Here is a 25636-nt window from a genome sequence, read left to right on the forward strand (position 1 = left end):
ACCGCACGCGCGGGCCGCCACCGACGCCGGTGGCGGCCCGCGCGCGTATGGCCCGCGTGCGGGCGACGCGGTGTGCGGTGCGGCGGGCGCGTCTCAGTGAAGCGCGGCCACGCCGGCCGTGAGCAGGGGGGCGACGACGAGGGCGGGAAGGAGATCGCCGACACGGACGTGCTTGATGTCGAGCAGGCGAAAGGCGATGCCGACGAGGAGGAGGCCGCCCGTCGCGGTGAGCGCCATGATCTGCGACTCCGGCATCACCGAACCCAGCAACAGGCCCACGAGCGTGAGCGCGCCCTGGATGACGAGGACGGACACGGCCGAGAACGCCACTCCGATCCCGAACGTCGACGCGAAGGCCATCGCGGCGAAGAAGTCGAGCGCGGACTTCACGGCGAGCTGGTCGATGCCCCGGCCGAGGCCGTCGTTGATGGACCCGAGGATCGTCAGCGGCCCCACGCAGAACAGCAGGGTGGCGGTGAGCCAGCCCTCGATGAACCGTTCGCGAGCATCGGCTGCCGCCGTCGGGTCCTCGACCGTCGCCGTCGCCTCCGCCCTCACCGTCGCCTCCGCCCTCACCGTCGCCTTCGTCGTCGCCGTGGCCGTTGCCGCCGCTGTCGCCGTCGTGGCCGTGCCGCGGGAGAGTCGCCGCATCACGGCGTCCCGCACGGTGCCGGCGAGGCCCTCGAGGCGGTCCTCGACGCGCAGGGTGGAGCCGAGGATGCCGCCGACGACGAGGCTGCCGAGGACGATGAGGACGGGGGCGGAGGGCCCCACGTCGGCGGCGAACGCGGGCGAGGTGACCGCCATCGCCGACAGGGCGGCCATGAGCAGCGTGACGAGCCCGAGGCAGTCGGTGACGATCGTGCGGGTGCGGTCGGCGAACCGATGACCCACGGCCATGCCGAGGAGGGCACCCACGAGGACGGTGACGGTGTTGATGAGGGTGCCGAGGCCGGGGAACGGGGTGTCCATGGCGCACACAGTAGGGGGTTGCGGGCGACGGGCGGCGCGTCCCGAGGCGGCGTCCGCAGGAGGGGGGCCTCGGGACTTCCCGGTCGGACGACCGACCACTATGCTCTGAGCGTCCGTCCCGAACCCCTGCGTCGCGAGTCCCGCCCAGCGCGGGACGTCCCGGCGTCGGGACACCCCCCTGAGCTCCCTCGAGGTGACCACCGTGGCTCGTTGTCAGCCCTCCGTCGTGCCGATGTGCCGAGACGACCTCGAGGTCCTCGCCGAGATGTGGGTCGAGCGTCGGGGGGAGGGTGGTCACTCCCGTGAATCCGCGCGCCGCGCGGTCGACGAGGGCCGGTTCGCCGAGGCGGTGACCAGGGATTACGTGACCATGCTCGCCGCCGTGCTCGACGGTCGCGTCGTCGGGTACGTGTGGGCGTCGTCGCTGCCCCTCACCGCGCAGCTGGACGTCCCCTCGCTGGGAATCGAGGACCTGTACGTGCTCCCCGAGGCACGCGGGCAGGGCGTCGGACGCTGCCTCCTCACCGCGGTCGCCGGGCTGGCACAGAAGCGTGGCGTCGACCACGTCGGGTGTGCCCTGCCCACCCAGGCCAAGGACGCCAACCGCACCCTCGCGCGCCTCGGGTTCGCCGCCGTCGTCACGCGCCGCGTCGCGCAGACCTCGACGCTCCTGCGCCGCCTCCGGGGCCCGGAGGTCCGTCCCGGGCACGTCGACCAGTTGCTCGTCCAACGTCGGCGTCGCGCCCAGCAGCGCCGCGAGCCGGTCGTCGAGGCGTTCGTCGTCTCCTGAGCACACCGTCCCCGAGTCCACCGACCGCGGACCCCACTGACGCGAGAGCCCGCCCGTGACGTGCGCGGGCGGGCTCTCGCGTCGACGGGGTCAGAGCGCCGGGGGTCGTTCCCGGACGAGGCAGGTGAGTCGTGCGGTGCACAGGCGCTTGTCGTGCTCGTCGGTGACGACGATCTCGTAGCAGGCCAGGCTCCCCCCGAGCTGGATCGCGCGGGCGACGCCGGTGACGATGCCGGAGCGCGCGGCGCGGTGGTGGGTGCAGTTGAGCTCGATGCCCACGGCCGCGCGTCCCTCCCCGGCGTGCACGGAGGCCGCGTAGGAGCCGAGGGTCTCGGCGAGGACGGCGTTCGCGCCGCCGTGGAGGATGCCGTAGGGCTGGACGTTGCCCTCGACCGGCATCGTGCCGCGGGCTCCCTCCGCAGAGACCTCCTGGATGCGGATCCCCATGCGCTCCATGAGGGTTCCGGTATGGCCGTCGCCCTGGACGTGCTGCCCGAGGCGGCCGAGGGTGTTGTCCTTCGCCGCGTCCTTGGCGATGTCGGGGATGTCGTCGGTCATGCGGTCTCCTACCGATGTGGGTGGCGCTGCGGCCACCGGGGGTGCGTCGGGTGCCATCGTGTCATCGGGCGTGGTTCGTCGGGCGCGGAGGTGGGGCCGGTTCGGGGTGTCGGCGAGTGTCGTGGCGGCGGGTGGACACCCGGAGGCGCGGCGCGACCGGATCGGACGGTTGTCGGTGCGGCCGTCTAGGCTCGCACCCGTGAGCCGACTCCTCCTTCTCGACGGGCACTCCCTCGCCTACCGTGCGTTCTTCGCCCTACCGGCCGAGAACTTCTCCACGACGACGGGGCAGACGACGAACGCGGTCTACGGGTTCACGGCGATGCTCATCAACGTCCTGCGCGACGAGGACCCCACACATCTCGCCGTGGCGTTCGACGTCTCGCGCCAGACCTTCCGCACGGAGCAGTACGCCGAGTACAAGGCCACCCGCAGTGCCACGCCGGACGAGTTCCGCGGGCAGGTCTCGCTGCTCAAGGAGGTGCTCGACGCGTTGCGCATCCGCCACGTCGAGGTGGACGGTTACGAGGCCGACGACATCATCGCCACCCTCGCCACCCGGGCGAACGAGCCGGGGGCCGAGGGCGCCTCGTTCGACGAGGTGCTCATCGTCACCGGCGACCGCGACGCGTTCCAGCTCGTCACCGACTCCACGACGGTGCTCTACCCGGTCAAGGGCGTCTCCGAGCTCGCCCGCATGACGCCCGACGCCGTCGAGGCGCGCTACGGCGTGCGGCCCGAGCGGTACCCGGACCTGGCCGCGATGGTGGGGGAGTCCTCGGACAACCTGCCCGGGGTCCCCGGTGTGGGTCCCAAGACGGCGGCCAAGTGGCTCGGGCTGTACGGCGACCTCACGGGCATCGTCGCCAACGTCACCGCGATCAAGGGCAAGGCGGGGGAGAACCTGCGCGCGCACCTCGACGGTGTGCTGCGCAACCGGCGACTCAACGCGCTCGTCCGTGACGTCGCCCTGCCGGTCACCCTCGACGATCTCGAGCGGGCCTCCTGGGACCGTGACGAGGTGCACCGCGTGTTCGACAGCCTCGAGTTCCGGGTGCTGCGCGACCGGCTGTTCGCCACGTTCGAGTCGGCGCCGGAGGAGACGGCCGGTGAGGCGCTCGAGGTGCACGGGGTCGTGCTGGAGCCCGCCGAGGTGCCGGGGTGGCTCGAGCGACACGCCCCGACCGGCGTGCCGGTCGGCGTCGCCGTCCTCGGCACCTGGGCCAAGGGGGAGGGGGACGCGGAGGGCCTCGCCCTCGCCGCGGGCGGCGGCCCCCTGCCTCAGGGGGGTGTCGTCACCGACGACGGCGCGGCGGACGCCGGCGGCGCGGTCGCGTTCGTCGCCCTCCCCGACCTCGACCCGGCCGCCGAAACGGCGGTGGGGGCGTGGCTCGGCGACCCCGCGCGCCCCAAGGTCTTCCACGACGCGAAGCCGCAGATGCGCATGCTGGGCGAGCGCGGCTGGCCGGTGGCGGGCCTCGCGGGCGACACGGCGCTGTCGGCCTATCTCGTGCGTCCCGACCAGCGCAGTTACGACCTCGCCGACCTGTCGGTGCGGTACCTGCACCGGGAGTTGCTCGCCCCGGAGAAGGAGCAGGCCGGGCAGGGCACGCTCGATTTCGCCGTGGGGGAGAACGACACCGAGGCACGCCGGGCGATGAGCCGGGCCCGCGCCGTGCTCGACCTGTGGCACGTGCTCTCGGGCAAGGTCGAGGAGTCCGGGGGCACCGAGCTGCTCCGCGACATTGAGTTGCCCCTCGTCCACGTCCTCGCCGGTATGGAGCGCGTGGGCATCGCCGCCGACCTGCCGGCGCTGGAGGAGCTGGAGTCGCACTTCGCGACCAAGGTCGACCAGGCCCAGGCCGACGCCTTCGACGCGATCGGTCACGAGGTCAACCTTGGTTCGCCCAAGCAGTTGCAGGTCGTGCTCTTCGAGGAGCTCGACATGCCGAAGACCAAGAAGACGAAGACGGGCTGGACCACCGACGCCGACGCCCTCGCCGACCTCTTCGTCAAGACCGAGCACCCGTTCCTCGAGGCGCTGCTGCGCCACCGTGACGCGACGCGGCTTCGCGTCACGGTCGAGGGCCTCATCAAGTCGATCGCGCCCGACGGCCGTATCCACACGACCTATCAGCAGACGATCGCCGCCACCGGACGGCTCTCCTCGACCGACCCCAACCTGCAGAACATCCCGATCCGCACCGACGAAGGTCGCCGCATCCGTTCGGTGTTCGTCGTCGGCGAGGGCTACGAGACCCTCATGTCGGCCGACTACAGCCAGATCGAGATGCGCATCATGGCGCACCTGTCCGGCGACGATGGCCTCATCGAGGCCTACCAGAGCGGCGAGGACCTGCACCGTTTCGTCGGCAGCCGCGTGTTCGGGGTGCCGCCGGAGGGCGTGACGCCCGCCATGCGCAGCAAGGTCAAGGCGATGTCGTACGGGCTCGCCTACGGCCTGTCGGCGTTCGGGCTCTCCAAGCAGTTGTCGATCTCGACGGCCGAGGCCAAGGGCCTCATGGACGAGTACTTCCTCCGCTTCGGCGGGGTCCGCGACTACCTGCGGCAGGTCGTCGACGATGCCCGGGCCGTGGGCTACACCGAGACGATGTTCGGTCGTCGCCGCTATCTGCCCGACCTCGACTCGGGCAACCGGCAGCGGCGCGAGATGGCCGAGCGCATGGCGCTCAACGCCCCCATCCAGGGCTCGGCCGCGGACATCGTCAAGGTCGCGATGCTCGCCGTCGACGCGGGGCTGCGCGAGGCCGACCTGTCCTCGCGGGTCCTGCTGCAGGTCCACGACGAACTCGTGCTGGAGGTCGCCCCCGGTGAGCTCGACGCCGTCACCGACCTCGTCCGCCGGCACATGGGTGGGGCCGCCGACCTCGCGGTCCCACTCGAGGTCAACATCGGCACCGGCCGGTCCTGGCAGGACGCCGAGCACTGACGGGCGCCAGACGTCCCCCCCTCCACCGGGGCGAGGGCAGACGAGGACGAGGACGAGGAATCGGGCCCTGGGGTGCGTGAGTCCAGCTCAGGGGTTCGCGGCGAGAAAGACGTAGGAGGCGAAGAGCACGAGGTGCACGCCGCCCTGCAGGCGCGTCGCCCGGCCCGGCACGACCGTGAGGATCGCGACGACGGCCGTCACGGCGAGCAGAGCCATGTGCAGTGAGCCGAGACCGAGGTGCAACGGCCCCTCGAGCCAGATCGACGCGACGGCGATCGTCGGGATCGTGAGACCGATGCTCGCCATCGCCGAGCCGAGGGCGAGGTTGAGCGAGATCTGAGTGCGGCCACGGCGAGCGGCGCGGGCCGCGGCGAGGGTCTCGGGGGCGAGGACGAGCAGGGCGATGAGCACGCCGACGAAGGCGTGGGGCAGCCCGACCGACCGGACGGCCGCCTCGAGCACGGGTGATTCCACCTTGGCCAACCCGACGACGGCGACGAGCGCGACGAGGAGAAGACCGAAACTCCACCACGCGGCCCGATGGCTCGGCGGTGAGGCATGGTGGAGTTCGAGGAGGCCGCCCTCGGCGTCGACGGGGAGGAAGAAGTTGCGGTGCGTCTTGGCCTGGGTCGACACGAACAGCAGATACAGGACGAGCGAGGCGATGGCCGCGAACACGAGTTGGGGACCGGTGAACTCCGGGCCCGGCGTGCTCGTGAACGTCGGGACGACGAGGGAGAGCACCGCGAGGGTGAGCGCGGTCGCAAGTGCGGCGCCGGTGCCGTCGCGGTTGAAGTGGGCGGTGCCGTGACGCCGCGACGCGAGGAGGAGCGAGAGCCCGAGGATCCCGTTCGTCGTGATCATGAGCGCGGCGAAGACCGTGTCGCGGGCCAGGGTGGCGACCTCCGGGCCGCCACTGGCCATGAGGGTGACGATGAGGGCCACCTCGATGACGGTGACGGAGACGGCGAGCACGAGGGAGCCGTAGGGTTCGCCGACCCGGTGGGCCACGACCTCGGCGTGGTGGACGGCCGAGAGCACCGCGGCGGCGAGGAGGACCGCGACGATCCCGACGACGACCGGCCCGATGTCCCGCCCCCACACCAGGGCCAGGGCGATGATCGCGAGGATGGGTGCCAGGGTGGTCCAGGACGGGAGACGGGGATGAGCGACAGCCATGCTGGTCATCCCATCATGATCGGCTGAATGTCCCCTCATCGGCGGCGCCTCTGCGGCGGGCGCGGGGATCGGGGGCGCGGGTCAGAACAGTCCGACGATGTTGCCGGCGGCGTCGAGGTCGATGCGCATGGCGGCCGGGGACTTCGACAGGCCGGGCATCGTCATCATCGTCCCGCAGATCGCGTAGACGTATCCCGCCCCTGCGGCGAGGCGGACCTCGCGGACCGGCAGGGTCCACCCGGTCGGCACGCCCTTGAGGGTCGCGTCGTGGGAGAGCGACATCGGCGTCTTGGCGATGAGCACCGGCAGGTCGCCGTACCCCTGGTCGGTGTACATCGCGAGCGACTTCTGGGCCGCGGGGGAGAGCTGGATGCCGCTCGCCCCGTAGACCCCCGTCGCGATCTTCTCGATCTTCGTCTCGAGCGGATCCGAGAACTCGTACGTCGGGGTGAAGTGGACCTCGTCGCCACACGCCTCGACGACCGTGCGCGCGAGTTCGACGGCCCCGTCGCCGCCGTCGCGGACGTGCGTCGACACGGCGACCCGGGCGCCCATCTCCTCGGCGACGCGGCGGATGACGTCGTGCTCGGAGGGGAAGTCGGTGGGGAAGGCGTTGATCGCGACGACCGGCTGGACGCCGAACCCGCGGATGATCTCGATGTGCTTCCGCAGGTTGACCGCGCCCGCCTCGACGTCCGCGGGGTTCTCGGCGAGCATCTCCTCCGGCAACGGGGAACCGGCCTTGACCCGGAACCGGCCGGAGTGGGACTTGAGCGCCCGCACCGTGACGACGATGACGGCCGCGTTCGGGGTGAGTCCGGCGGCACGGCACTTGACGTTGAAGAACCGCTCGGCGCCCATGTCGGCGGCGAACCCCGCCTCGGTGAGGAGGATGTCGCCGGCCTTGATCCCGATGCGGTCCGCGATGATCGAGGAGTTGCCCGTCGCGATGTTGCCGAACGGGCCGGTGTGGATGAACGCCGGCGTGTGCTCGAGGGTCTGCATGAGGTTGGGCTGCAGGGCGTCCTTGAGCAGCACGGCCATCGCCCCGGCGGCCCCGATCTGCTCCGCCGTCACCGGCGTCCTGTCCTTGGTGAACCCGACGACGATCCGCCCGAGCCGATCCCGCAGGTCCTCCAGCGACGTCGCGAGCGACAGGATGACCATGACCTCGGAAGCTGCCGTGATGTCGAACCCGGTCTGCCGGGTGACGCCGTCGTTGAGGGTGCCGCAGCCCTCGATGATGTTGCGCAGCGAGCGGTCGTTCATGTCGAGCACACGGCGCCACTGGATCTCGTGCAGACCCAGTTCGTTGCCGAAGTGGAGGTGGTTCGCGACCATCGCCGCGAGGAGGTTGTGCGCCGCGGTGACGGCGTGGAAGTCACCCGTGAGGTGGAGGTTGAGGGTCTCCATCGGCACGATCTGGCTGTACCCGCCGCCGGCCGCCCCACCCTTGACGCCGAACACCGGGCCGAGGGAGGGCTGCCGGAGGGCGAGCACGGGCTTGCGGCCGATCTTCGCGAGCCCCTGCGCGAGCCCCACCGCGGTCGTCGTCTTCCCCTCGCCCAACGGTGTCGGCGTGATCGCGGTGACGACGACGTACTTCGCGTTCGGCAGATGCGCCAGGGCGTCGATCGCCTCGAGTTCCACCTTGGCGACGTGGCGGCCGTAGGGCACGAGGTGCTCCGGCGCGATGCCCACGGTGGCGGCGACGTCGGGGATGGGTGCGAGCTCGGCGCTCTGGGCGATCTCGATGTCCGAGGGGAAGGGGTGTTCGACGGTGCTCACACCCTCCATCATGCGCGGAGCCGTCCGAGGGGGAGCACGCAGGCTCGGTGCGCGACGGGGGAGAGGCGGGACGTGCCTACCCCGATCGGCGGCACACGAAGATCGCCGTGCCGGGCAGGAGGCGCCCGCGCAGCGGACTCCAGCCGCCCCACGTCTGCCGGTTGTGGGCGGGCCACTCGGGCTCGACGAGGTCGACGAGCCGCAACCCGGCCGCCGTGATCTCCCGGACCCGGTCGCCGAGGGTGCGGTGGTGCTCGGCGTAGGTGAGCGGGCCCTCGCCGGCGCCTACGCGTTCGGTGTAGGGGGTGCGGTCGAAGTACGACATCGTGGCGGTGAGCCCGGCCGCGTCGGGGACGTCCGGGAACGCCCACCGGATCGGGTGGGTCGTGGAGAACACGAGCAGCCCCTCGCCGGCGAGGACCCGCGCGCACTCGCGCAGCAGGGCCGCCGAGTCCGCGACGAAGGGCACCGCGCCGTAGGCGGAGAACACGACGTCGAACGAGCCGTCCGCGAACGGCAGGGCGCATGCGTCGCACTGAAGCAGCGGCAACGGCCCGTTCGGGGACCCCGGCTCCTCCGCGCGAGCGGCGTCCCGGGCGCGAGCCGCGTCGATCCGTCGCGCCTGCCGCAGCATGCCGAGCGAGAGGTCGGTGGCGACGACGGTGGCCCCGCGCGTCGCGAGGTACCTCGCGCCCTGAGCCGCCCCGGCGCCGAACTCCAGCACGCGGCGGCCCCGCACGTCGCCGAGCAGGTGGAGATCGGACTCGCGCACGCCCTCCGGGCCCCACACCAGCTCGGCGTCGCCGAGGAAGGCGCCGTGCTCGGCGTAGTAGTCCTGCGCCTCCGCGTCCCACCACGACCGGTTCGCCCGCGCCGTCTCGAGCGCGTCGACGTCCTCGTCGTACCCGGCCGCCGTCCACACCTCCTCGACGCTCGCCGTCTCGTCGCCGCGCCCGTCGTCGCCGTCGGTGGGTCGATCCGGGGCTCGGTGGGCGTCGGGATGCGGCATGGGCACAGTCTGCCGAGGTCGCACCGGCTTTACGCGGTCGAGGGGCCCCGGATAGACTGAGACGGTGCGCCCGCTGTGTCCACGGGCGCGCGTGGCCGACCACCCGCCGAACGACGTGCTCGTCGTGACGCCGTGTCATTCACCTCCGGTGGTCTCCTCCCGCCCATGCGGTGGAGGCGATCGCCCCCCAGGTCGGCCAGGAGCACCACTCTTGTTCACACCGTCCACAGAGGGCGTCGGCGTCGCCGCCGCCCCCCGACCAACTGTCCACATCGGAGTCCCCACTACATGACTGTCAGCCACCCCGAGATCGCGATCAACGACATCGGTTCCGAGGAAGACCTCCTCGCCGCGATCGACTCGACCATCAAGCACTTCAACGATGGCGACATCGTCGAAGGCGTCATCGTCAAGGTCGACCGTGACGAGGTTCTCCTCGACATCGGCTACAAGACCGAGGGCGTCATCCCCTCGCGCGAGCTGTCCATCAAGCACGACGTCGACCCCAACGAGGTCGTCGGCGTCGGCGACGAGGTCGAGGCCCTCGTCCTCCAGAAGGAGGACAAGGAAGGCCGGCTGATCCTGAGCAAGAAGCGCGCTCAGTACGAGCGCGCCTGGGGCACGATCGAGAAGATCAAGGAGGAGGACGGCGTCGTCACCGGCACCGTCATCGAGGTCGTCAAGGGCGGCCTCATCCTCGACATCGGCCTCCGCGGCTTCCTCCCGGCCTCTCTCGTCGAGATGCGTCGCGTGCGCGACCTCCAGCCCTACGTCGGCAAGGAGATCGAGGCCAAGATCATCGAGCTCGACAAGAACCGCAACAACGTCGTCCTCTCGCGTCGCGCGTGGCTCGAGCAGACGCAGTCCGAGGTCCGCACGAACTTCCTCCAGGAGCTCGGCAAGGGCCAGGTCCGCGGCGGTGTCGTGTCCTCGATCGTCAACTTCGGTGCGTTCGTCGACCTCGGCGGTGTCGACGGTCTCGTCCACGTCTCCGAGCTGTCCTGGAAGCACATCGACCACCCGTCCGAGGTCGTCGAGGTGGGCCAGGAGGTCAAGGTCGAGGTCCTCGACGTCGACATGGACCGCGAGCGCGTCTCCCTCTCGCTCAAGGCGACGCAGGAAGACCCGTGGCAGCACTTCGCCCGCACCCACGCCATCGGCCAGGTCGTGCCGGGCAAGGTCACCAAGCTCGTCCCGTTCGGTGCGTTCGTCCGCGTCGACGACGGCATCGAGGGTCTCGTGCACATCTCCGAGCTCGCCGAGCGTCACGTCGAACTGCCGGAGCAGGTCGTCCAGGTCGGTCAGGAGATCTTCGTCAAGGTCATCGACATCGACCTCGAGCGTCGGCGCATCTCCCTCTCGCTCAAGCAGGCCAACGACGCCGCGGTCGCGAACATGGAGTTCGACCCCACGCTCTACGGCATGGCGGCCGAGTACGACGAGCAGGGCAACTACAAGTACCCCGAGGGCTTCGACGCCGACTCGAACGAGTGGCTCGAGGGTTACGAGGAGGCCCGCGAGAAGTGGGAGCGCCAGTACGCCGAGGCGCACGCCCGCTGGGAGGCTCACCGCACCCAGGTCGAGGAGGCCCTCAAGGCCGACGCCGAGGCCGCGGCCTCCGGTGGCGGCGCGGAGGCGGCCACGTCCTACTCCTCCGGTGGGACCACGGAGTCCCAGGAGAGCACCGAGGGCACCCTCGCCTCCGACGCGGCCCTCGCCGCGCTGCGCGAGAAGCTCACGGGCAACTGATCCACCCCGGTCGGGCCACGCGCCCGGTCCGGTGACCACGGGCCCCTTCCTCACCTCGAGGAAGGGGCCCGTGGCGTCTTCGACGGCTGGCAGGTACGGGAATTGTCCTCAGATGCAGGGGGGTTCGGTCGTCTGTGAGAGGGAGGGCCGAGTCGAGGAGTGCCGATGGGCGGTGTCGCCGAACGCCGGGCGGCCGTGGTGGCCGCGGCCTCGCTCTGCCTCCTGTCCCTCGCGGGCTGCAGCGACGACTCCCCGCGGACACCTCCCGCGGGTCCCCCGGCGGCCGGCCCGCTCCCCGAGGTCGTCACGGTCGCACCGACGACGGCGCCCCCGCAGCGGGCACCCGACGTCGATCTGCGCGCGATCCGCTCGGCGCCCGCCGCGTGCGGCCTGCCGGTGCACCATCTGTCGAGTTATCGCGGGTCGGTGGGAACGACCAGCACGACCCTGCAGGTCGTCGACGGGTACTCGGCGGGCATGGACCCGGTTCCACCCGTGGGCGCCGACCTGACCGGTGACGGCGGCCTCGACCTCGTCGGCGTAATGAGCTGCACCGTCGACGGGAACCCGGTCCCCGACTCCCTCGTCCTCTACACCGACACGGCGACCCCGCTCGCCTCGTTCGACATCGGCACCGTGCAGCGGCTGAAGTACGCCGTCGTGAGGGCTCTGCGTACCCCCGGGGGAGAGGTGCGTGTGGAGTGGACCGCGTTCGACTCCGCCGACGCCCCGGTGACGCAGTACGAGGCCACGCTCGCCTGGCGCGACGGGGCGCTCGTCCTCCTCGACCGACGCCGATCCTCCGGTCCCCGCACGGTGACCGTCTCCGAGGCGTCCTTCCTCACGACGGACGGCAACGTCCACTGCGTGATGAACGGTGACGCGGTCTGGTGCGACGTCGCCCGATCCACGTGGACACCCCCGCCGCCCACGACGGCCCCCACCGCCCCCGCGAGTCCGTCCCGAGAGGCGACGAGCACCCCGACGAGCAACCAGACGAGCAACCCGGCCGGCCCACCCACAAACGCCGCGCCGTGCGACGGGCGCCCGTACGGCCGGACGTTCGTCATCAGTGGCGGTCGGGCGAAGCGGACGTGCGCGGGCGAGGCGGGGCCGGAGACGGCCGCGCTCGGGGCACCGCTCACGGCCTGGCACCGGTCGGGGTGGGACGCGACGGTCGTCCTCGACGGTCGACGATCGGCCGCGCTGACCCCCGGCTCGACCCTGTCGACCTCGGGCATCACGTGCACGGCCACCGAGTCGGTCGTCACGTGCACGGACACCCGCACCCGGGCGTCGTTCGACGTGGGACGCACGGTCGACCGCCTGAGCACCGGGTGAGGACGGATCGACTGCTGCGGCCTGCGACATGCCGTCCCCGCGCCGCCGGACGCACCGGCGTCGACCGAGTCGCCAGCGACGGCGCGCGGGCGGGCCTAGAGTGTCGTCATGTTCACCGTGGGCCTCACCGGCGGAATCGGATCCGGCAAGTCGACCGTGGCGCAACGCCTGCGCGAGACGGGCGCGATCGTCGTGGATGCGGACGCCCTCGCACGCGAGGTGCTCCGTCCCGGCGGCGAAGGCCTTCGGCGGGTGACCGAACGCTTCGGCGGGGACGTCCTCACCGGCGACGGCTCGCTCGACCGTGCCGCCCTCGCCGCGCGCGTCTTCGACGACGAGCAGGCGCGGCGTGACCTCGAGGAGATCACTCATCCCCTCATCGCCGCGCGCACGCAGGAGATCGTCGAGGCGGCGCCGGCGGACGCGGTCATCGTCCACGACGTGCCACTGCTCGTGGAGAAGCGGATGGGACGCCGGTACCACCTCGTCGTCGTGGTGGAGGCGCCTGCCGAGACCCGCATCGCGCGGCTCGTCGCACGGGGCCTCACGGCGGCGGACGCCCAGATGCGCATGGCGCATCAGGCCTCGGACGCGGCCCGTCGTGAGGCCGCCGACGTCGTCCTCGACAACACTGGGGACGAGGCCGACCTGTGCGCGCAGGTCGACAGGCTCTGGCGCGAACGCCTCCTGCCGTTCGCCGAGAACGTGCGCGAGGGGGACATCCACCGGCGTCCGACCCCCGTCGTGAGTCCGTACGACCCGGGCTGGGAACAGGCGGCGGCGCGGCTGAGCGACCGCCTGTCCTTCGTCCTCGGGGACCGGGCGCCGGAGATCGAACACGTCGGCTCGACGAGCGTGCCGGGCATGGCCGGCAAGGACGTCATCGACATCCAGGTCGGCGTCCGCGACCTGCGTGAGGCCGACGACCCGGCGTTCGTCGAGGCCCTCGCCGCCGCGGGGTTCCCGCGCGTCGACGACTACCGGATGGACCACCCGACCGACGCGATGCCCGATCCCTCCCTGTGGGTCAAGCGGTTCCACGGTTCGTCGGACCCGGGCCGGGTCACCCACGTCCACGTGCGTGAGCTCTCCAGCGCGGGATGGCAGTACGCACTGTTGTTCCGCGACTGGCTCCGGGGGGATTCGATGGCGCGGGAGGAGTACACCGAGGTCAAGCGGCAACTCGCCGAGGCGCACGAGTCGACGGCCGCCTATGCCGAGGCCAAGGAGCCCTGGTTCAACGAGGCGTGGCCGCGGATGCAGGCCTGGGCACGTCGCTCCGGGTGGCACGACTGAGCGCCTGAGGTCGCACGGCGCCACGACATCCCGCAGCGCCGACCTCACGGCCCATGACATCTGTCATGCCGGCACCTGAGATCCTCACCCGAGCCCGTGACGTGGGGCACCGGCACGAGGCCCACCCAGACGCCACAGTGGAGTCATGACCGAGATCAACGGGCGAGACCCGAACCACATCGACTACCCGACCGGACACCCCGCGTCCGCCACGGTGGGCACGCCGTCCTCGAGCGTCCCGGCGGGCGGCCCCGTCCCCGCGCCGGGGATGCCGCGGGAGGGGCAGACCTATCCGGAGACCCTCCGGACCGCCACGGCGAGATGGTGGAAGCCGGTCGTCGCGATCCTCGGCGCCGTCGTCGTGTTCCTCATCGCGAACGTCGGCCTGATCTTCGGGGTCGGGATCTACCTCGCCGCGTCCAACGGTGGGGACTTCTCGATGGAGATGCTGGAGATGAGCCCCCTCATGTACGGGGTCACGCTCCTGTCGCTCGTCCTGCTGCTGCCGATCACGTGGGTGATCGTCCGCTTCATCCACGGGCAGCCGTGGGGGTACACGTTCTCCGTCCTCGGCGGCCTGCGGTGGACCTGGCTGTGGCGCATGATCGCCGTGCTGCTGCCGGTCTTCGTCATCTACATGATCGTCTTCATGAGCCTGACCCCCGACACCGGCCCCCGCGGCGCCGACTGGCTCGCCTACGCCCTCATCGGGGCGCTCCTCATGCCCTTCCAGGCGGCGGCAGAGGAAGTCTTCTTCCGCGGGTACGTGCTGCGCGGCATCGGGTCGTGGTTCGCGGGGGAGCGCGCCGGCTTCGCCGTCGGCCTGCTGATCTCGTCGCTGCTGTTCATGACCGCCCACTTCGCGGCCGACCCCTGGCTCAACCTCTACTACTTCGCCTTCGGCGCGACGCTCGCCGTCGCAGCCAAGCTCACGGGCGGCATCGAGGTGCCGATCGCGATGCACGTGGTGAACAACGTCGTGAGCGGCGTCATCGGCGCCTACACCACGGACATGGCCAAGGCCTTCGACCGCAGCGTCGGCGTCGGTGGACCGTTCATGCTCGTTCAGATCGTGTTCGTCGCCCTGTGCGCCGCCGCTCTCGTGTGGTGGCTGCGGCGTGGTGACGTCGCGGTGCGCGTCGCTCGCCCCGTCATGGCGTGAGCGGAACTCGTTCCCACAGCTCGTGCGTCGCCCCGGTGAGGACCGGGGCGACGCCGTGTCAGGCGCCGGCCAGGGCGGCGCGTTCGAGGTCGAGGAGGAGACGCTTGCGTTCGAGTCCGCCGCCGTAGCCGGTGAGCGACCCGCCGCTGCCGACGACGCGATGACACGGGACGACGATGCCGATCGGGTTGCGCCCGTTGGCGAGCCCCACCGCCCGGGAGGCGCGGGGGTTGCCGATCCGCGTGGCGAGCTCGCCGTAGCTCCAGGTGTGGCCGTAGGGGATGGTCAAGAGGGCGGCCCACACCCGGCGCTGGAACTCCGTGCCCGCGGGGGCGAGCGGTAGGTCGAACGCCGTGCGTTCACCTGCGAAGTACTCGGCCAGTTGCCCCCGGGCCGCGGCGAACGGCGTCACGTCGTCGGCACGGGGGCCGAACGTGGTCTCCTCGGGTCGGTGCCGTTGGTCGGTCATGTAGAGGCCGACGAGGTGGGCGCCGTCGGAGACGAGCGTGAGGTCGCCGACGGGGCTGCCGAGGGTGGTGTGGCGACGATCGCCGGCGGCGTGGGGCAGGGGGTCGGTCATGAGTCCTCCGGCAGACGGGTGATCGGGTGGTCGAGGGTCCCCCACAGGTGGAGGACGGCGTAGGAGCGCCAGGGGCGCCATGCCGCGGTCCGGGCGGCGAGGGCGCGTGGGGTCGTCGGCAGGCCGAGGGCCGCGGCGGCTTGGCGGATGCCGAGGTCACCGGAGAGGAACACGTCGGGGTCTCCGAGGGCGCGCATCGCGACGGAATCCACCGTCCAGGGGCCGATGCCCCGGTTCCCGCCGAGGACGGCGCGGGCCCGATCTCGGTCGGCGCCGACGCCGACGTCGAGGCTCCCGTCGGCGAGGGCGCCCGCGAGGGCGAGGAGCGTGTCTCGCCGGGTCCGCGGCAGGGCGAAGGAGTCGGGGTCGGCGGCGGCGACGGCGTCCGGGGCGGGGAACAGGTGGGTGAGTCCTCCCACGGGATCCTCGACGGGTCGGCCGACCTGCGCGACGAGGCGGGCCGCGTGGGTGCGGGCCGCGGCGGTGGAGACCTGCTGGCCGAGGACGACGCGCAGCGCGAACTCGGCCGGGTCGGGAGTGCGGGGTATCCGACGCCCGGGGGCCCGGGCGACGAGGGGCGCGAGGACGGGGTCGGTCGCGAGGGCACCGTCGACGGCGACGGGGTCGGCGTCGAGATCGAGCAGACGGCGACAGCGGGCCACCGCCGCCCCCGCGTCGCGGAGGTCGGTGAGGCGGAGGGTGGCACGCACGTGCGGATGATCCCCCGAGGGTGGACTCACGGTGATGATCCCGGGACCACCGGGCAGGGCGAGGGTCCGCCGATACGCACCGTCGCGCCACTCCTCGACACCGGGCACTCCCGTCGAGGCGAGGTGGCCGAAGAGGTCGTCGGGGTGCAACGGTGCGCGGAAGGGCAACCTCACCGACAGGGTGCCGGCCGATTCCTCGCCGGTCGATCCCGCGCGGGGCCGGAGGTCACGGGGGGTCGTGGCGTAGACCTCGCGCATCGTGGCGTTGAACGACCGCACGCTCGCGAACCCGGCGGCGAAGGCGACCTGCGACAGGGGCATCGACGTCGACTCCACCAACGTCCGGGCGGTCTGGGCGCGGGAGGCGCGGACGACCGCGAGCGGCCCGGCGCCGAGTTCGGCACGCATCGCCCGCTCGATCTGCCGCACGCTGTAGCCCAGGCGCGCCGCGAGTCCGGGGACGCCGTCCCGGTCGACCACCCCGTCGGCGATGAGTCGCATCGCGCGGGCGACGAGGTCGGCGCGGGTGTCCCACTCCGGGGAGCCGGGACTCGCGTCGGGTCGGCATCGCTTGCAGGCCCGGAAGCCGGCGCGCTGGGCGGCCGCTGCGGTGGGGTAGAAGTCGACGTGCCGGGCTCGCGGGGTCATCGCCGGGCAGCTCGGCCGGCAGTAGATCCCCGTCGTGCGCACCCCGGTGACGAACCACCCGTCGAAACGGGCGTCCCGGCCGGTCACGGCCCGCAGGCAGGCCTCCCGGTCCAGGTGCGTGATCATGCCCCCAGCATCCCCCCTGTCGTCGAGCCTGTCTGGCAGGAATGCGACACGACGCCCGCGGGCGTGCGGCCGGGCGGAGCCATCGTCACACCCCAGGGTTGACAGATCCGATGTTCAAGGGTTCATTAGTGGAGTAATGAACAACAGAACCAGAGGGGCGGTGCGGCGTGTTCGACGACCGATCACCGATCTTCCAGCAGATCGCGGCGCAGATCCGCGACGCGATCCTGGCCGGTGACCTCTCCGAGGGGGACCAGGTCATGTCCACCACGCAGTACGCGACGACCTACCGCATCAACCCCGCGACGGCAGCCAAGGCGATGAGCCTGCTCGTCGAGGAGCAGCTGATCCACAAACGACGCGGGCTCGGGATGTTCGTCTCCGAAGGGGCGCGCGACCGCCTGGCCACCCGCCGACGAGCGGCGTTCTACGACGACGTGCTCGACCCTGCGCTCGCCGAGGCTCGCAGCCTCGGCATCCCGCTCGCCGACATCATCCGGCACATCGAGGAGGACCGATGACCCGCCCACCGACCATCGAGATCGACGACGTCACGCACCGTTTCGGTTCCAGGACGGCCCTGGAGAACGTGAGTCTCACCCTCCGTGCCGGGGTCATCACCGGGCTCGTCGGGCGCAACGGGGCCGGCAAGTCGACGCTGTGTCGACTCGTCGCCGCCCTCATCCCGGCAGGCCACGGCACGGTGCGGATCGGAGGAGAGCCCGTCTGGGAGAACGCCGACGCCCTGTCGAGGGTGTGTCTCATGCGCGATCGCGGGGGCGTCATCGAGGATGAGCGCCCGCGACACACCGAGCGGCTGTACCGCGCCCTGCGTCCACAGTGGGACGAGGAGCTCTACCGGCGCCTCATCGACGGGTTCGCCGTTCCGATGAAGCGGACCCCGCAGAAGATGTCGACCGGTCAACGATCGGCGTTCCTCGTGGCGCTGGCGCTCGCCTCGCGGGCGGAGGTCACGATCCTCGACGAGGTGTACCTCGGGATGGATGCCGTCGCGAGGCGCCGGTTCTCCGACGAGCTCATGGCCGATTACGTCGCTCACCCCCGCACCATCGTCCTGTCGTCCCACCTCCTCGACGAGGTGGAGCCGCTCATGGAGGACGTCGTCATCCTTCACGAAGGTCGGCTCGTCGCCGTCGGCGACGCCGACGAGGTGCGGCGTACCTATTCCGGTGAGGGTGAACTGGCCTCGCTGACCGACGTGCTCGTCACCGTGAGCAGGGGAGGTTCATCATGATCGACCAGTCCGGCACCGGCACATCCGGGCGCCATCGACGCTCCGTGCTTCTCCTGACCCTTCTGATGGGCCGGGTCTTCGGTGTCGTCCTCGCCGTGACGGGCGGCACCGCCCTCCTCCTCGCCGGGCTGTACGGCCTCGCCCTCGCGCGGGGATGGGAGATCGTCGCCTCGAGCCCGGAGATGCTCCTCGGAATCGAAGCGTCCCGCGACGGCGTGCGGGTGAGCGCCGGCGGCTCGTGGTCCATCGTCAGCGCGGTCGCCGGAACGGCGGTGGTCATGCTCGTCATCGTGCAGGCGACGATGCCGCGGCTGCTGGTGTCCCTCGGTGTGACCCGTCGTGACGTCATGATCGTGATGCTCGCTCTCACCCTCATGGCGATCGCGTACACGGTCGTCGTCGGGGTCCTGACCTCCCTGGTCGTCGCGCTGCTCACCCCGGGCGACCCGAACCTGGGGGCGCTGCCGTCCCAACTCGCCGTCCTCGTGGTCGGCATGGCGACAACGACGGCGATCGCGTTCGCCGTGACAGCCCTCTTCCTCCGCTGGCGCCCGTGGGTGGGGTGGGTGGTCCTCGGGTCGATCGTCGTGGTACTCGTGCTCGTGTTCGGCGTCCTGGAGCTGACGGTCCAGATGGCTCCGGTCTCCGTCGCGGTGCTGCTCGGCGCCATGGCGGTCGCCTACGTCATGATGATGCGCCGGCTGCCCGTGCCCTGAGCGACGAAGGGTTGTCGGTGGGCGGGTCTACCGTGTCAGACATGCGGCCCACCACAGATCTGCAGCGACGCGTCGCCCCGTTCGACGTCGTCTCGGAGTTCTCCCCGAGCGGTGACCAGCCCACCGCCATCGCCGAGCTCACCGCGCGCATCAACGCGGGGGAGCAGGACGTCGTGTTGCTCGGGGCCACGGGCACCGGCAAGTCGGCGACCACCGCCTGGCTCATCGAGCAGGTCCAGCGGCCCACCCTCGTGCTCGCGCCCAACAAGACCCTCGCGGCGCAGCTCGCCAACGAGTTCCGTGAGTTGCTGCCCAACAACGCGGTCGAGTACTTCGTCAGCTACTACGACTACTACCAGCCCGAGGCGTACGTCCCCCAGACCGACACGTACATCGAGAAGGACTCCTCGATCAACGAGGAGGTCGAGCGGCTGCGGCACTCGGCCACGAACTCCCTGCTCACGCGGCGCGACGTCGTCGTCGTCGCCTCGGTCTCCTGCATCTACGGTCTCGGCACGCCCCAGGAGTACGTCGACCGCATGGCGCGCCTCAAGGTCGGGCAGGAGATCGGCCGCGACGAGCTGCTGCGTCGGTTCGTCGGCATGCAGTACACGCGCAACGACCTCGCGTTCACGCGTGGCACCTTCCGGGTGCGGGGCGACACCGTCGAGATCATCCCGATGTACGAGGAGCTCGCGGTCCGCATCGAGTTCTTCGGCGACGAGATCGAGGCGCTCTACACCCTTCACCCCCTCACCGGTGAGGTCGTGCGCGAGGAGCAGGAGATGTACGTCTTCCCCGCGTCGCACTACGTCGCGGGTCCCGAACGCATGGAACGGGCGATCCGCGGCATCGAACTCGAGCTCGAGGGGAGGCTCGCCGAACTCGAACAGCAGAACAAGCTGCTCGAGGCGCAGCGGCTGCGGATGCGCACGACCTACGACATCGAGATGATGCGGCAGGTCGGGTCGTGCTCGGGCATCGAGAACTACTCGCTGCACATCGACGGCCGTCCCCGGGGGAGTGCGCCCAACTGCCTCCTCGACTACTTCCCCGAGGACTTCCTCCTCGTCATCGACGAGTCGCACGTCACGGTCCCGCAGATCGGGGCGATGTACGAGGGCGACATGAGCCGCAAGCGCACCCTCGTCGACCACGGGTTCCGGCTGCCGAGCGCGATGGACAACCGGCCTCTCAAGTGGGAGGAGTTCCTCGAGCGCATCGGGCAGACGGTGTACCTCTCGGCGACCCCGGGCGACTACGAACTGGCCAAGTCCGACGGGTTCGTCGAGCAGATCATCCGCCCCACGGGCCTCGTCGACCCCGAGGTCGTCCTCAAGCCCACCAAGGGGCAGATCGACGACCTCCTCGACGAGATCCGCCTCCGCACCGACCGCGACGAGCGGGTGCTCGTCACGACCCTGACGAAGAAGATGGCCGAGGACCTCACCGACTACCTGCTCGACAAGGGCGTGCGGGTGCGGTACCTCCACTCCGAGGTCGACACGCTCCGCCGCGTCGAACTCCTCCGCGAGTTGCGGCTGGGCGAGTACGACGTGCTCGTCGGCATCAACCTGCTTCGCGAGGGCCTCGACCTGCCCGAGGTGAGCCTCGTCTCGATCCTCGACGCCGACAAGGAGGGGTTCCTCCGCTCCACGCGCAGCCTCATCCAGACCATCGGCCGCGCCGCGCGCAACGTCTCCGGACAGGTGCACATGTACGCCGACTCGATCACCCCGTCGATGGAGGCGGCCATCGAGGAGACACGTCGGCGGCGGGAGAAGCAGATCGCCTACAACACCGAGAAGGGCATCGACCCCACGCCGCTGCGCAAGAAGATCGCCGACATCACCGACCAGCTCCGTCGCGAGGACGCCGACACCGAGGCCCTCATGGGCAGCGGCCGCACCCAGTCGCGCGGCAAGGGCCGGGGCAAGGGCACGGACGCCCCGCGGCGCGAGGTCCCGGCCGCCGCGGGCGAACTCGCGGCGCTCATCCAGGACCTCACGGCGCAGATGCACCAGGCGGCGGAGGACCTGCACTTCGAGCTCGCCGCCCGTCTGCGTGACGAGGTCTCCGACCTCAAGAAAGAGCTGCGGCAGATGAACGAAGCCACCCGGTGACGCGCCGCTCCGGTGCACCGACCCGTATGACAGACTTCTCGCGCACGGAGGGGAGTATCCCCACGCGGTGACCTCGTCAGCACGACTCCGGCAGCGCGGCACCGGCCGCCGCTGGCGGGGTTCGGGGTGCCGGTCCGCCTGACGGGCGGGAGAGACCTCCGCAGGTTCCCTTGAAAGGCCTCTTCATTCATGGACGTCCAGCTGTGGGTCTGGATCGTCACCTTGACGGTGATGACCACGTTTCTCCTCATCGACATCGTCGTCATCGCCCGTCGGCCCCACAAACCCAGCATGGCGGAGGCCGCCCGGCACCTCGCGTTCTTCGTGGGGTCGGCCATCCTGTTCGGCCTCGGGATCGGCCTGATCTCCGGGTGGGACTACGGCATCCAGTTCTACGCCGGCTGGCTCACCGAGTATTCGCTGTCGATCGACAACCTCTTCGTCTTCATCATCATCATGGCGAAGTTCGGGGTGCCCGAGAAGTATCAGCAGACCGCATTGATGGTCGGCATCGTCATCGCGCTCATCCTCCGCGGCATCTTCATCGCGTTGGGTGCCACGTTGATCAACCAGTTCTCGTTCATGTTCTACCTGTTCGGGGCGTTCCTCATCTACACGGCGATCAAACTGGGCAAGGAGGGCCTCGAGGACGACGACGATGACGAGTTCGAGGAGAACGGGCTGCTCAAGTTCGTCGAGCGGAGGTTCAGCGCGACGACCTCGTGGGAGTTCGGCACCAGGCTCTTCGGGCGCGTCGACGGCAAGAAGGTCGCCACCCCGATGCTCATCACGATCCTCGCCCTCGGCACCACCGACCTCATGTTCGCGCTCGACTCCATCCCCGCGATCTTCGGCCTCACCAAGGAGCCGTTCATCGTCCTCACCGCCAACATCTTCGCCCTCATGGGACTACGGCAGCTCTACTTCCTCATCGGTGGCCTGCTCGAGCGTCTCGTGTATCTCAGCCTCGGGTTGTCGGTGCTCCTCGCCTTCATCGGCGTCAAGCTCATCCTGCACGCCCTCCACGAGAACCAGTTGTCGTTCATCAACGGCGGTCAGCCGCTGCACGTCCCGGTCATCTCCACCGGCGTCTCCCTCGGGGCGATCGTCCTCATCCTCGGCGTCACGACCGTCCTCTCGCTGCTGAAGACCGGCCGGGAGAACGCCGCGGCCTGAACAGGCCCTCGTGAACGAGAGCGCTCCGCCCCCGACAGGGGACGGAGCGCTCTCGTTCGAGGGGAGGAGCTCAGTGGGCCATCGTGCCCTCGACGAGGAACCGGCGGTGCCACTCGTGGGCGAGCGAGAGATCGTGGGGCGTGTGCTGTCCGTTCGCGACCTGCTTGGCGCGCTCGACGTAGTCGTGCAGCGCGGGCCGGTAGGCCGGGTGGGCGCACTTCTCGATGATGAGGTCGGCACGCTTGCGCGGCGCGAGACCACGCAGGTCGGCCAGGCCCTGTTCCGTGACGATGACGCTGGTGTCGTGCTCGGTGTGGTCGACGTGGCTGACGAACGGGACGATCGCGGAGATCGCGCCCCCCTTGGCCGTCGACGGGGTGACGAAGCAGGAGATGTAGGCGTTCCGGGCGAAGTCGCCGGACCCGCCGATGCCGTTCTGCATCCGGCTTCCCATGATGTGGGTCGAGTTGACGTTGCCGTAGATGTCGGCCTCGATGAGCCCGTTGCAGGCGATGACGCCGAGGCGGCGGATGAGCTCGGGGTGGTTCGAGATCTCCTGGGGCCGCAGGATGATGTTGCGGCGGTACCGCTGGGCGTTGTCGTTCATGCGCTCCGCGTAGTCGGGGGAGAGCGAGAACGCCGTCGCCGAGGCGACGCTGAGCTTGCCGGAGTCGATGAGATCGACCATGCCGTCCTGGATCACCTCGGTGTAGGAGGTGAGGCCCTCGAAGTCGGAGTCGAGGAGACCGGCGAGCACCGCGTTGGCGATGTTGCCCACGCCGGACTGCAGGGGCAGCAACTCCTTGGGGAGGCGGCCGAGACGCACCTCGTGCTCGAGGAACTCGATGAAGTGACCCGCGATGGCCTGGGAGGTCTCGTCGAGCGCCTTGAAGGGCGTGTTGCGGTCCGGGTGGTTGGTCTCGACGATCCCGATGATCTTGTCGTTGTCCACCGAGAGGTACGGCTGTCCGATGCGGTCGCCCGGCCGCGTCATCTGCACGGGCATGCGGTACGGCGGGAGGGCGAACTTCTCGTAGACGTCGTGCATCCCCTCGAGCTCGAGGCTCTGCCACGAGTTCACCTCGAGGATGACCTTCTCGGCCTCGTCGAGCCACACCTTGTTGTTGCCGATGGAGGAGCTCGGGATGAGGCGGCCGTCGTCCGTGATGGCCGCGACCTCGATGACCGCGACGTCGAGCTTGCCGAGGAAGCCCTCGCGGACGAGCGGGCCGAGGTGCGACAGGTGGATGTCGTTGTAGTCGATGACCCCGTCGTTGATCATCGTGCGGGTCACCGGGTCCGACTGGTACGGCAGCCGCGTGCGGACGCCGCCGGTCTCCGCGAGCGCACCGTCGAGTTCGGGTGCCGTGGAGGCACCGGTCCACAGTCCGATCCGGAACTGGTGCCCGGCGGCGTGCTGCTGGCGGATGCGGTTGGCGAGGGCCGTCGGGACGACCTTGGGGTATCCGGCGCCGGTGAACCCGCTCATGCCGACGTTGTGGCCGTCCTCGATGAACTGGGCCGCCTCCTCTGCCGACATGATCTTGCTTCGCAGGGACGCCTTACCCACGCGACTGGTCATCGTTCCTCCATCCGACTGGACCGTGGCTGACCGACATGGCCGCCCGGGGACGGACTCCACGGTAACGAGAACCGCTCCGCCGCGGCGAACGCGCGTTGCGCGACCGGCCCTAGGTCCCGCTCCGATTCCGTGCGGCGGCGGCCCCGTGACCGCCCGTCACCGGCGGCTCGTCCGGTGGGGATCAGGGTTCCGGCGGCGCGGGCTCGGTGCGCCGGGTCACGGCGGCCGAGGCGAGGACGACGGCGGTGAGACCGACGAGCTGCGTGCCGGTGAGGCGCTGCCCGAGGACGAGGAACCCGGCGACGGCCGCCACGGCCGGTTCGAGGCTGAGGAGGACTCCGAAGACCGCGGCGCGCATGCGGCGAAGCGCGAGCAGTTCGAGCGAGTAGGGGATGACCGAGGAGAGCATCGCGATCGCCGCACCCTGCAGGAGGATGTCGACGTGCCACAGCCGGGGCCCCGCCGTCACGACGCCGACGGGGGCGACGATCAGCGTCGCGATGACCATCGCGAGGGCCAGCCCGTCGAGCTTGGGGAACCGTCGGCCGGTGCGGGCCGACAGGAGGATGTACGCCGCCCAGGACGCCCCGGCGAGCAACGCGAGCACGACGCCGACCGGGTCGAGCCGCTCGGTGCTCGTCCCGATCACCCCGGAGACGAGGACGACGCCGAGGGCGGCGACGGCGACCGCGACGAAGTCCTTCGCCAGTCGGGACAACACCGCCGCCAGCAGCAGCGGGCCGACGAACTCGATGGTCACCGCGGCGCCGATCGGCAGACGGGACAACGAGGCGTAGAACGCGGCGTTCATCGACGCGAGCGCGACCGCGAACCCGGCGACCGTCGCCCAGTCCCCGGCGTCGTACCCGCGCACCCGGGGGCGCAGGACGGCGAGCATCACGGCGGCCGCGATCGCGAGGCGCAACGTCACCGATCCCAGGGCCCCGACGGCGGGGATCAGCGTCGCGGCGAGGGCACCGCCGAACTGCACGGAGCCGACGGCGAGAAGGACGAGGACGACCGGCGAGACCTGCGGTCGGCGCATGGATGGGCTCCTGAGGGGTCGAGCGGATGGCCGGGCCACGTTCGTCACGCGACCCCGGACGGACGCAGGGTCACGCCGTCGTCGGCGTGACCCTGCGGGGTGAGGGGAAGCGGGTCACCACCCGCGCTCGCGCCATTCGTCGAGGTGCGGACGCTCGGCGCCGAGCGTCGTGTCCTTGCCGTGGCCCGGATAGATCCAGGTGTCGTCGTCGAAGCGGTCGAAGATGCGCTCGGTGAGGTCGGACATGAGCTGGGCGAAGTCCTCCGGGGAGCCGGTCTTGCCGGGCCCGCCGGGGAACAGCGAGTCACCCGTGATGATGTGGGCGTGCCCGTCGGCGTCGGTCCACGCGAGCGCGATGGCGCCGGGGGTGTGGCCGCGGAGCTCGATGACCTCGAGATGCAGGTCACCGACCTCGATCGTGTCGCCGTTGGACAGGCGGCGGTCCGGCGCGACGGGCAGGGCGTCGGCGTCGTTCTCGCCGGCCAGCGTGGGGACCCCGGTGCGCTGGGCGAGTTCGGCGAGGGCGCCCGTGTGATCGGCGTGACGGTGCGTGGTGAGGATGCCGTTGAGGCGGCCCCAGCCCTCCTCGACGAGATCGATGAGGTGGTTGGGCTCGGCCGCCGCGTCGACGAGGAGCTGCGTGCCGGTCTCCATGCAGGTGAGGAGGTAGACGTTGTTGTCCATCTCCCCGACGCTGAGCTTGCGCAGCTTCCACGTCCCCATGTTGCGGGTGTCGCTGGGCCCTCCGGGAGTGACGTCTCCGGTGTAGGTGTCCACGGGGGTGCCATTGCCGGTCTGGGTGCTCATGAGATTCCTCCGTCGCAGGCGAGTTGCTGGCACGGACCCGGCCCCGCGCACGTGCCCACGGACCGAGTCGTGCG

At 70.7% G+C, this 25636-nt stretch carries 21 protein-coding genes; 11 read left to right on the forward strand and 10 right to left on the reverse strand.

Annotation, left to right across the window (positions count from 1 at the left end):
* Positions 1-93: 93 nt before the first annotated feature.
* A complete protein-coding gene (locus tag RT054_RS06750; RefSeq protein ID WP_313022704.1) occupies positions 94-972 on the reverse strand; it encodes a DUF554 domain-containing protein in 879 nt (292 codons plus the stop codon).
* Positions 973-1174: 202 nt separating this feature from the next.
* On the opposite strand from RT054_RS06750, the gene RT054_RS06755 reads away from it, so the two are divergent.
* On the forward strand, positions 1175-1762 hold the full coding sequence (locus tag RT054_RS06755) for a GNAT family N-acetyltransferase (protein ID WP_312721182.1): 588 nt from the start codon (positions 1175-1177) through the stop codon (positions 1760-1762).
* Between the two features lie 90 nt (positions 1763-1852).
* Here RT054_RS06755 and RT054_RS06760 read toward each other — a convergent pair whose 3' ends face one another.
* Positions 1853-2320, reverse strand: a complete 468-nt coding sequence (locus RT054_RS06760) for a hotdog fold thioesterase (RefSeq protein ID WP_313022706.1) — start codon at positions 2318-2320, stop codon at positions 1853-1855.
* Positions 2321-2519: 199 nt separating this feature from the next.
* Between RT054_RS06760 and polA the strand changes: the two genes are divergently transcribed.
* Positions 2520-5270: a DNA polymerase I gene (gene polA, locus RT054_RS06765; RefSeq protein ID WP_312721186.1), complete on the forward strand. Its 2751-nt coding sequence runs from the start codon at positions 2520-2522 to the stop codon at positions 5268-5270.
* A gap of 87 nt (positions 5271-5357) precedes the next feature.
* Here the strand turns inward: polA and RT054_RS06770 are convergent, their stop codons facing one another.
* The 3 genes from RT054_RS06770 to RT054_RS06780 form a co-directional block, all read right to left on the reverse strand.
* Complete coding sequence (locus RT054_RS06770; protein ID WP_313022708.1) at positions 5358-6458, reverse strand: ionic transporter y4hA; 1101 nt, start codon at positions 6456-6458, stop codon at positions 5358-5360.
* Between the two features lie 72 nt (positions 6459-6530).
* On the reverse strand, positions 6531-8246 hold the full coding sequence (locus RT054_RS06775) for a formate--tetrahydrofolate ligase (RefSeq protein WP_313022774.1): 1716 nt from the start codon (positions 8244-8246) through the stop codon (positions 6531-6533).
* Positions 8247-8313: 67 nt separating this feature from the next.
* The gene (locus RT054_RS06780) at positions 8314-9246 is read right to left on the reverse strand and encodes a class I SAM-dependent methyltransferase (protein ID WP_313022709.1); all 933 of its coding nucleotides are present in this window, start codon (positions 9244-9246) and stop codon (positions 8314-8316) included.
* Positions 9247-9534: 288 nt separating this feature from the next.
* On the opposite strand from RT054_RS06780, the gene rpsA reads away from it, so the two are divergent.
* From rpsA to RT054_RS06800, 4 genes are all read left to right on the forward strand, one after another.
* Positions 9535-10995, forward strand: coding sequence for a 30S ribosomal protein S1 (gene rpsA, locus RT054_RS06785; RefSeq protein ID WP_312722591.1), 1461 nt, complete (start codon positions 9535-9537; stop codon positions 10993-10995).
* Between the two features lie 165 nt (positions 10996-11160).
* Complete coding sequence (locus tag RT054_RS06790; RefSeq protein WP_312722592.1) at positions 11161-12336, forward strand: hypothetical protein; 1176 nt, start codon at positions 11161-11163, stop codon at positions 12334-12336.
* A 108-nt stretch (positions 12337-12444) separates the two neighbouring features.
* Positions 12445-13632, forward strand: a complete 1188-nt coding sequence (gene coaE, locus RT054_RS06795; RefSeq protein WP_313022710.1) for a dephospho-CoA kinase — start codon at positions 12445-12447, stop codon at positions 13630-13632.
* Between the two features lie 145 nt (positions 13633-13777).
* Positions 13778-14794 (forward strand): type II CAAX endopeptidase family protein, encoded by a 1017-nt coding sequence (locus tag RT054_RS06800; RefSeq protein WP_313022711.1) that lies wholly within the window; start codon positions 13778-13780, stop codon positions 14792-14794.
* 58 nt (positions 14795-14852) lie between these two features.
* Here RT054_RS06800 and RT054_RS06805 read toward each other — a convergent pair whose 3' ends face one another.
* Both RT054_RS06805 and RT054_RS06810 read right to left on the reverse strand, forming a co-directional pair.
* Entirely contained in the window at positions 14853-15374 is a 522-nt protein-coding gene (locus RT054_RS06805) for a methylated-DNA--[protein]-cysteine S-methyltransferase (RefSeq protein ID WP_313022713.1), read from the reverse strand.
* A complete protein-coding gene (locus RT054_RS06810; protein ID WP_313022714.1) occupies positions 15371-16858 on the reverse strand; it encodes an AlkA N-terminal domain-containing protein in 1488 nt (495 codons plus the stop codon). Before RT054_RS06810 ends, RT054_RS06805 begins: the two co-directional genes overlap by 4 nt.
* Before the next feature lie 167 nt (positions 16859-17025).
* On the opposite strand from RT054_RS06810, the gene RT054_RS06815 reads away from it, so the two are divergent.
* The 5 genes from RT054_RS06815 (at position 17026) to RT054_RS06835 (ending at position 22128) form a co-directional block, all read left to right on the forward strand.
* The gene (locus tag RT054_RS06815; RefSeq protein WP_313022715.1) at positions 17026-17379 is read left to right on the forward strand and encodes a GntR family transcriptional regulator; all 354 of its coding nucleotides are present in this window, start codon (positions 17026-17028) and stop codon (positions 17377-17379) included.
* A complete protein-coding gene (locus RT054_RS06820; protein WP_313022717.1) occupies positions 17376-18113 on the forward strand; it encodes an ABC transporter ATP-binding protein in 738 nt (245 codons plus the stop codon). Before RT054_RS06815 ends, RT054_RS06820 begins: the two co-directional genes overlap by 4 nt.
* A 44-nt stretch (positions 18114-18157) precedes the next feature.
* Positions 18158-18829 carry a hypothetical protein gene (locus RT054_RS06825; RefSeq protein WP_313022718.1) on the forward strand — a complete coding sequence of 224 codons (672 nt, stop codon included), beginning with the start codon at positions 18158-18160 and terminating at the stop codon, positions 18827-18829.
* A 41-nt stretch (positions 18830-18870) separates the two neighbouring features.
* Positions 18871-20952, forward strand: a complete 2082-nt coding sequence (uvrB, locus tag RT054_RS06830; RefSeq protein WP_312718087.1) for an excinuclease ABC subunit UvrB — start codon at positions 18871-18873, stop codon at positions 20950-20952.
* A 189-nt stretch (positions 20953-21141) separates the two neighbouring features.
* Positions 21142-22128, forward strand: coding sequence for a TerC/Alx family metal homeostasis membrane protein (locus RT054_RS06835; protein ID WP_312718086.1), 987 nt, complete (start codon positions 21142-21144; stop codon positions 22126-22128).
* 70 nt (positions 22129-22198) lie between these two features.
* Here the strand turns inward: RT054_RS06835 and RT054_RS06840 are convergent, their stop codons facing one another.
* From RT054_RS06840 to RT054_RS06850, 3 genes are all read right to left on the reverse strand, one after another.
* Positions 22199-23710 carry an acetyl-CoA hydrolase/transferase family protein gene (locus RT054_RS06840; protein WP_312718085.1) on the reverse strand — a complete coding sequence of 504 codons (1512 nt, stop codon included), beginning with the start codon at positions 23708-23710 and terminating at the stop codon, positions 22199-22201.
* Between the two features lie 181 nt (positions 23711-23891).
* Positions 23892-24755, reverse strand: coding sequence for an EamA family transporter (locus RT054_RS06845; RefSeq protein ID WP_312718084.1), 864 nt, complete (start codon positions 24753-24755; stop codon positions 23892-23894).
* Between the two features lie 114 nt (positions 24756-24869).
* On the reverse strand, positions 24870-25562 hold the full coding sequence (locus RT054_RS06850) for an MBL fold metallo-hydrolase (protein ID WP_312718083.1): 693 nt from the start codon (positions 25560-25562) through the stop codon (positions 24870-24872).
* Positions 25563-25636 lie beyond the last annotated feature (74 nt).

The sequence above is a fragment of the Mobilicoccus sp. genome (assembly GCF_032060985.1).
Lineage (GTDB): Bacteria > Actinomycetota > Actinomycetes > Actinomycetales > Dermatophilaceae > Mobilicoccus.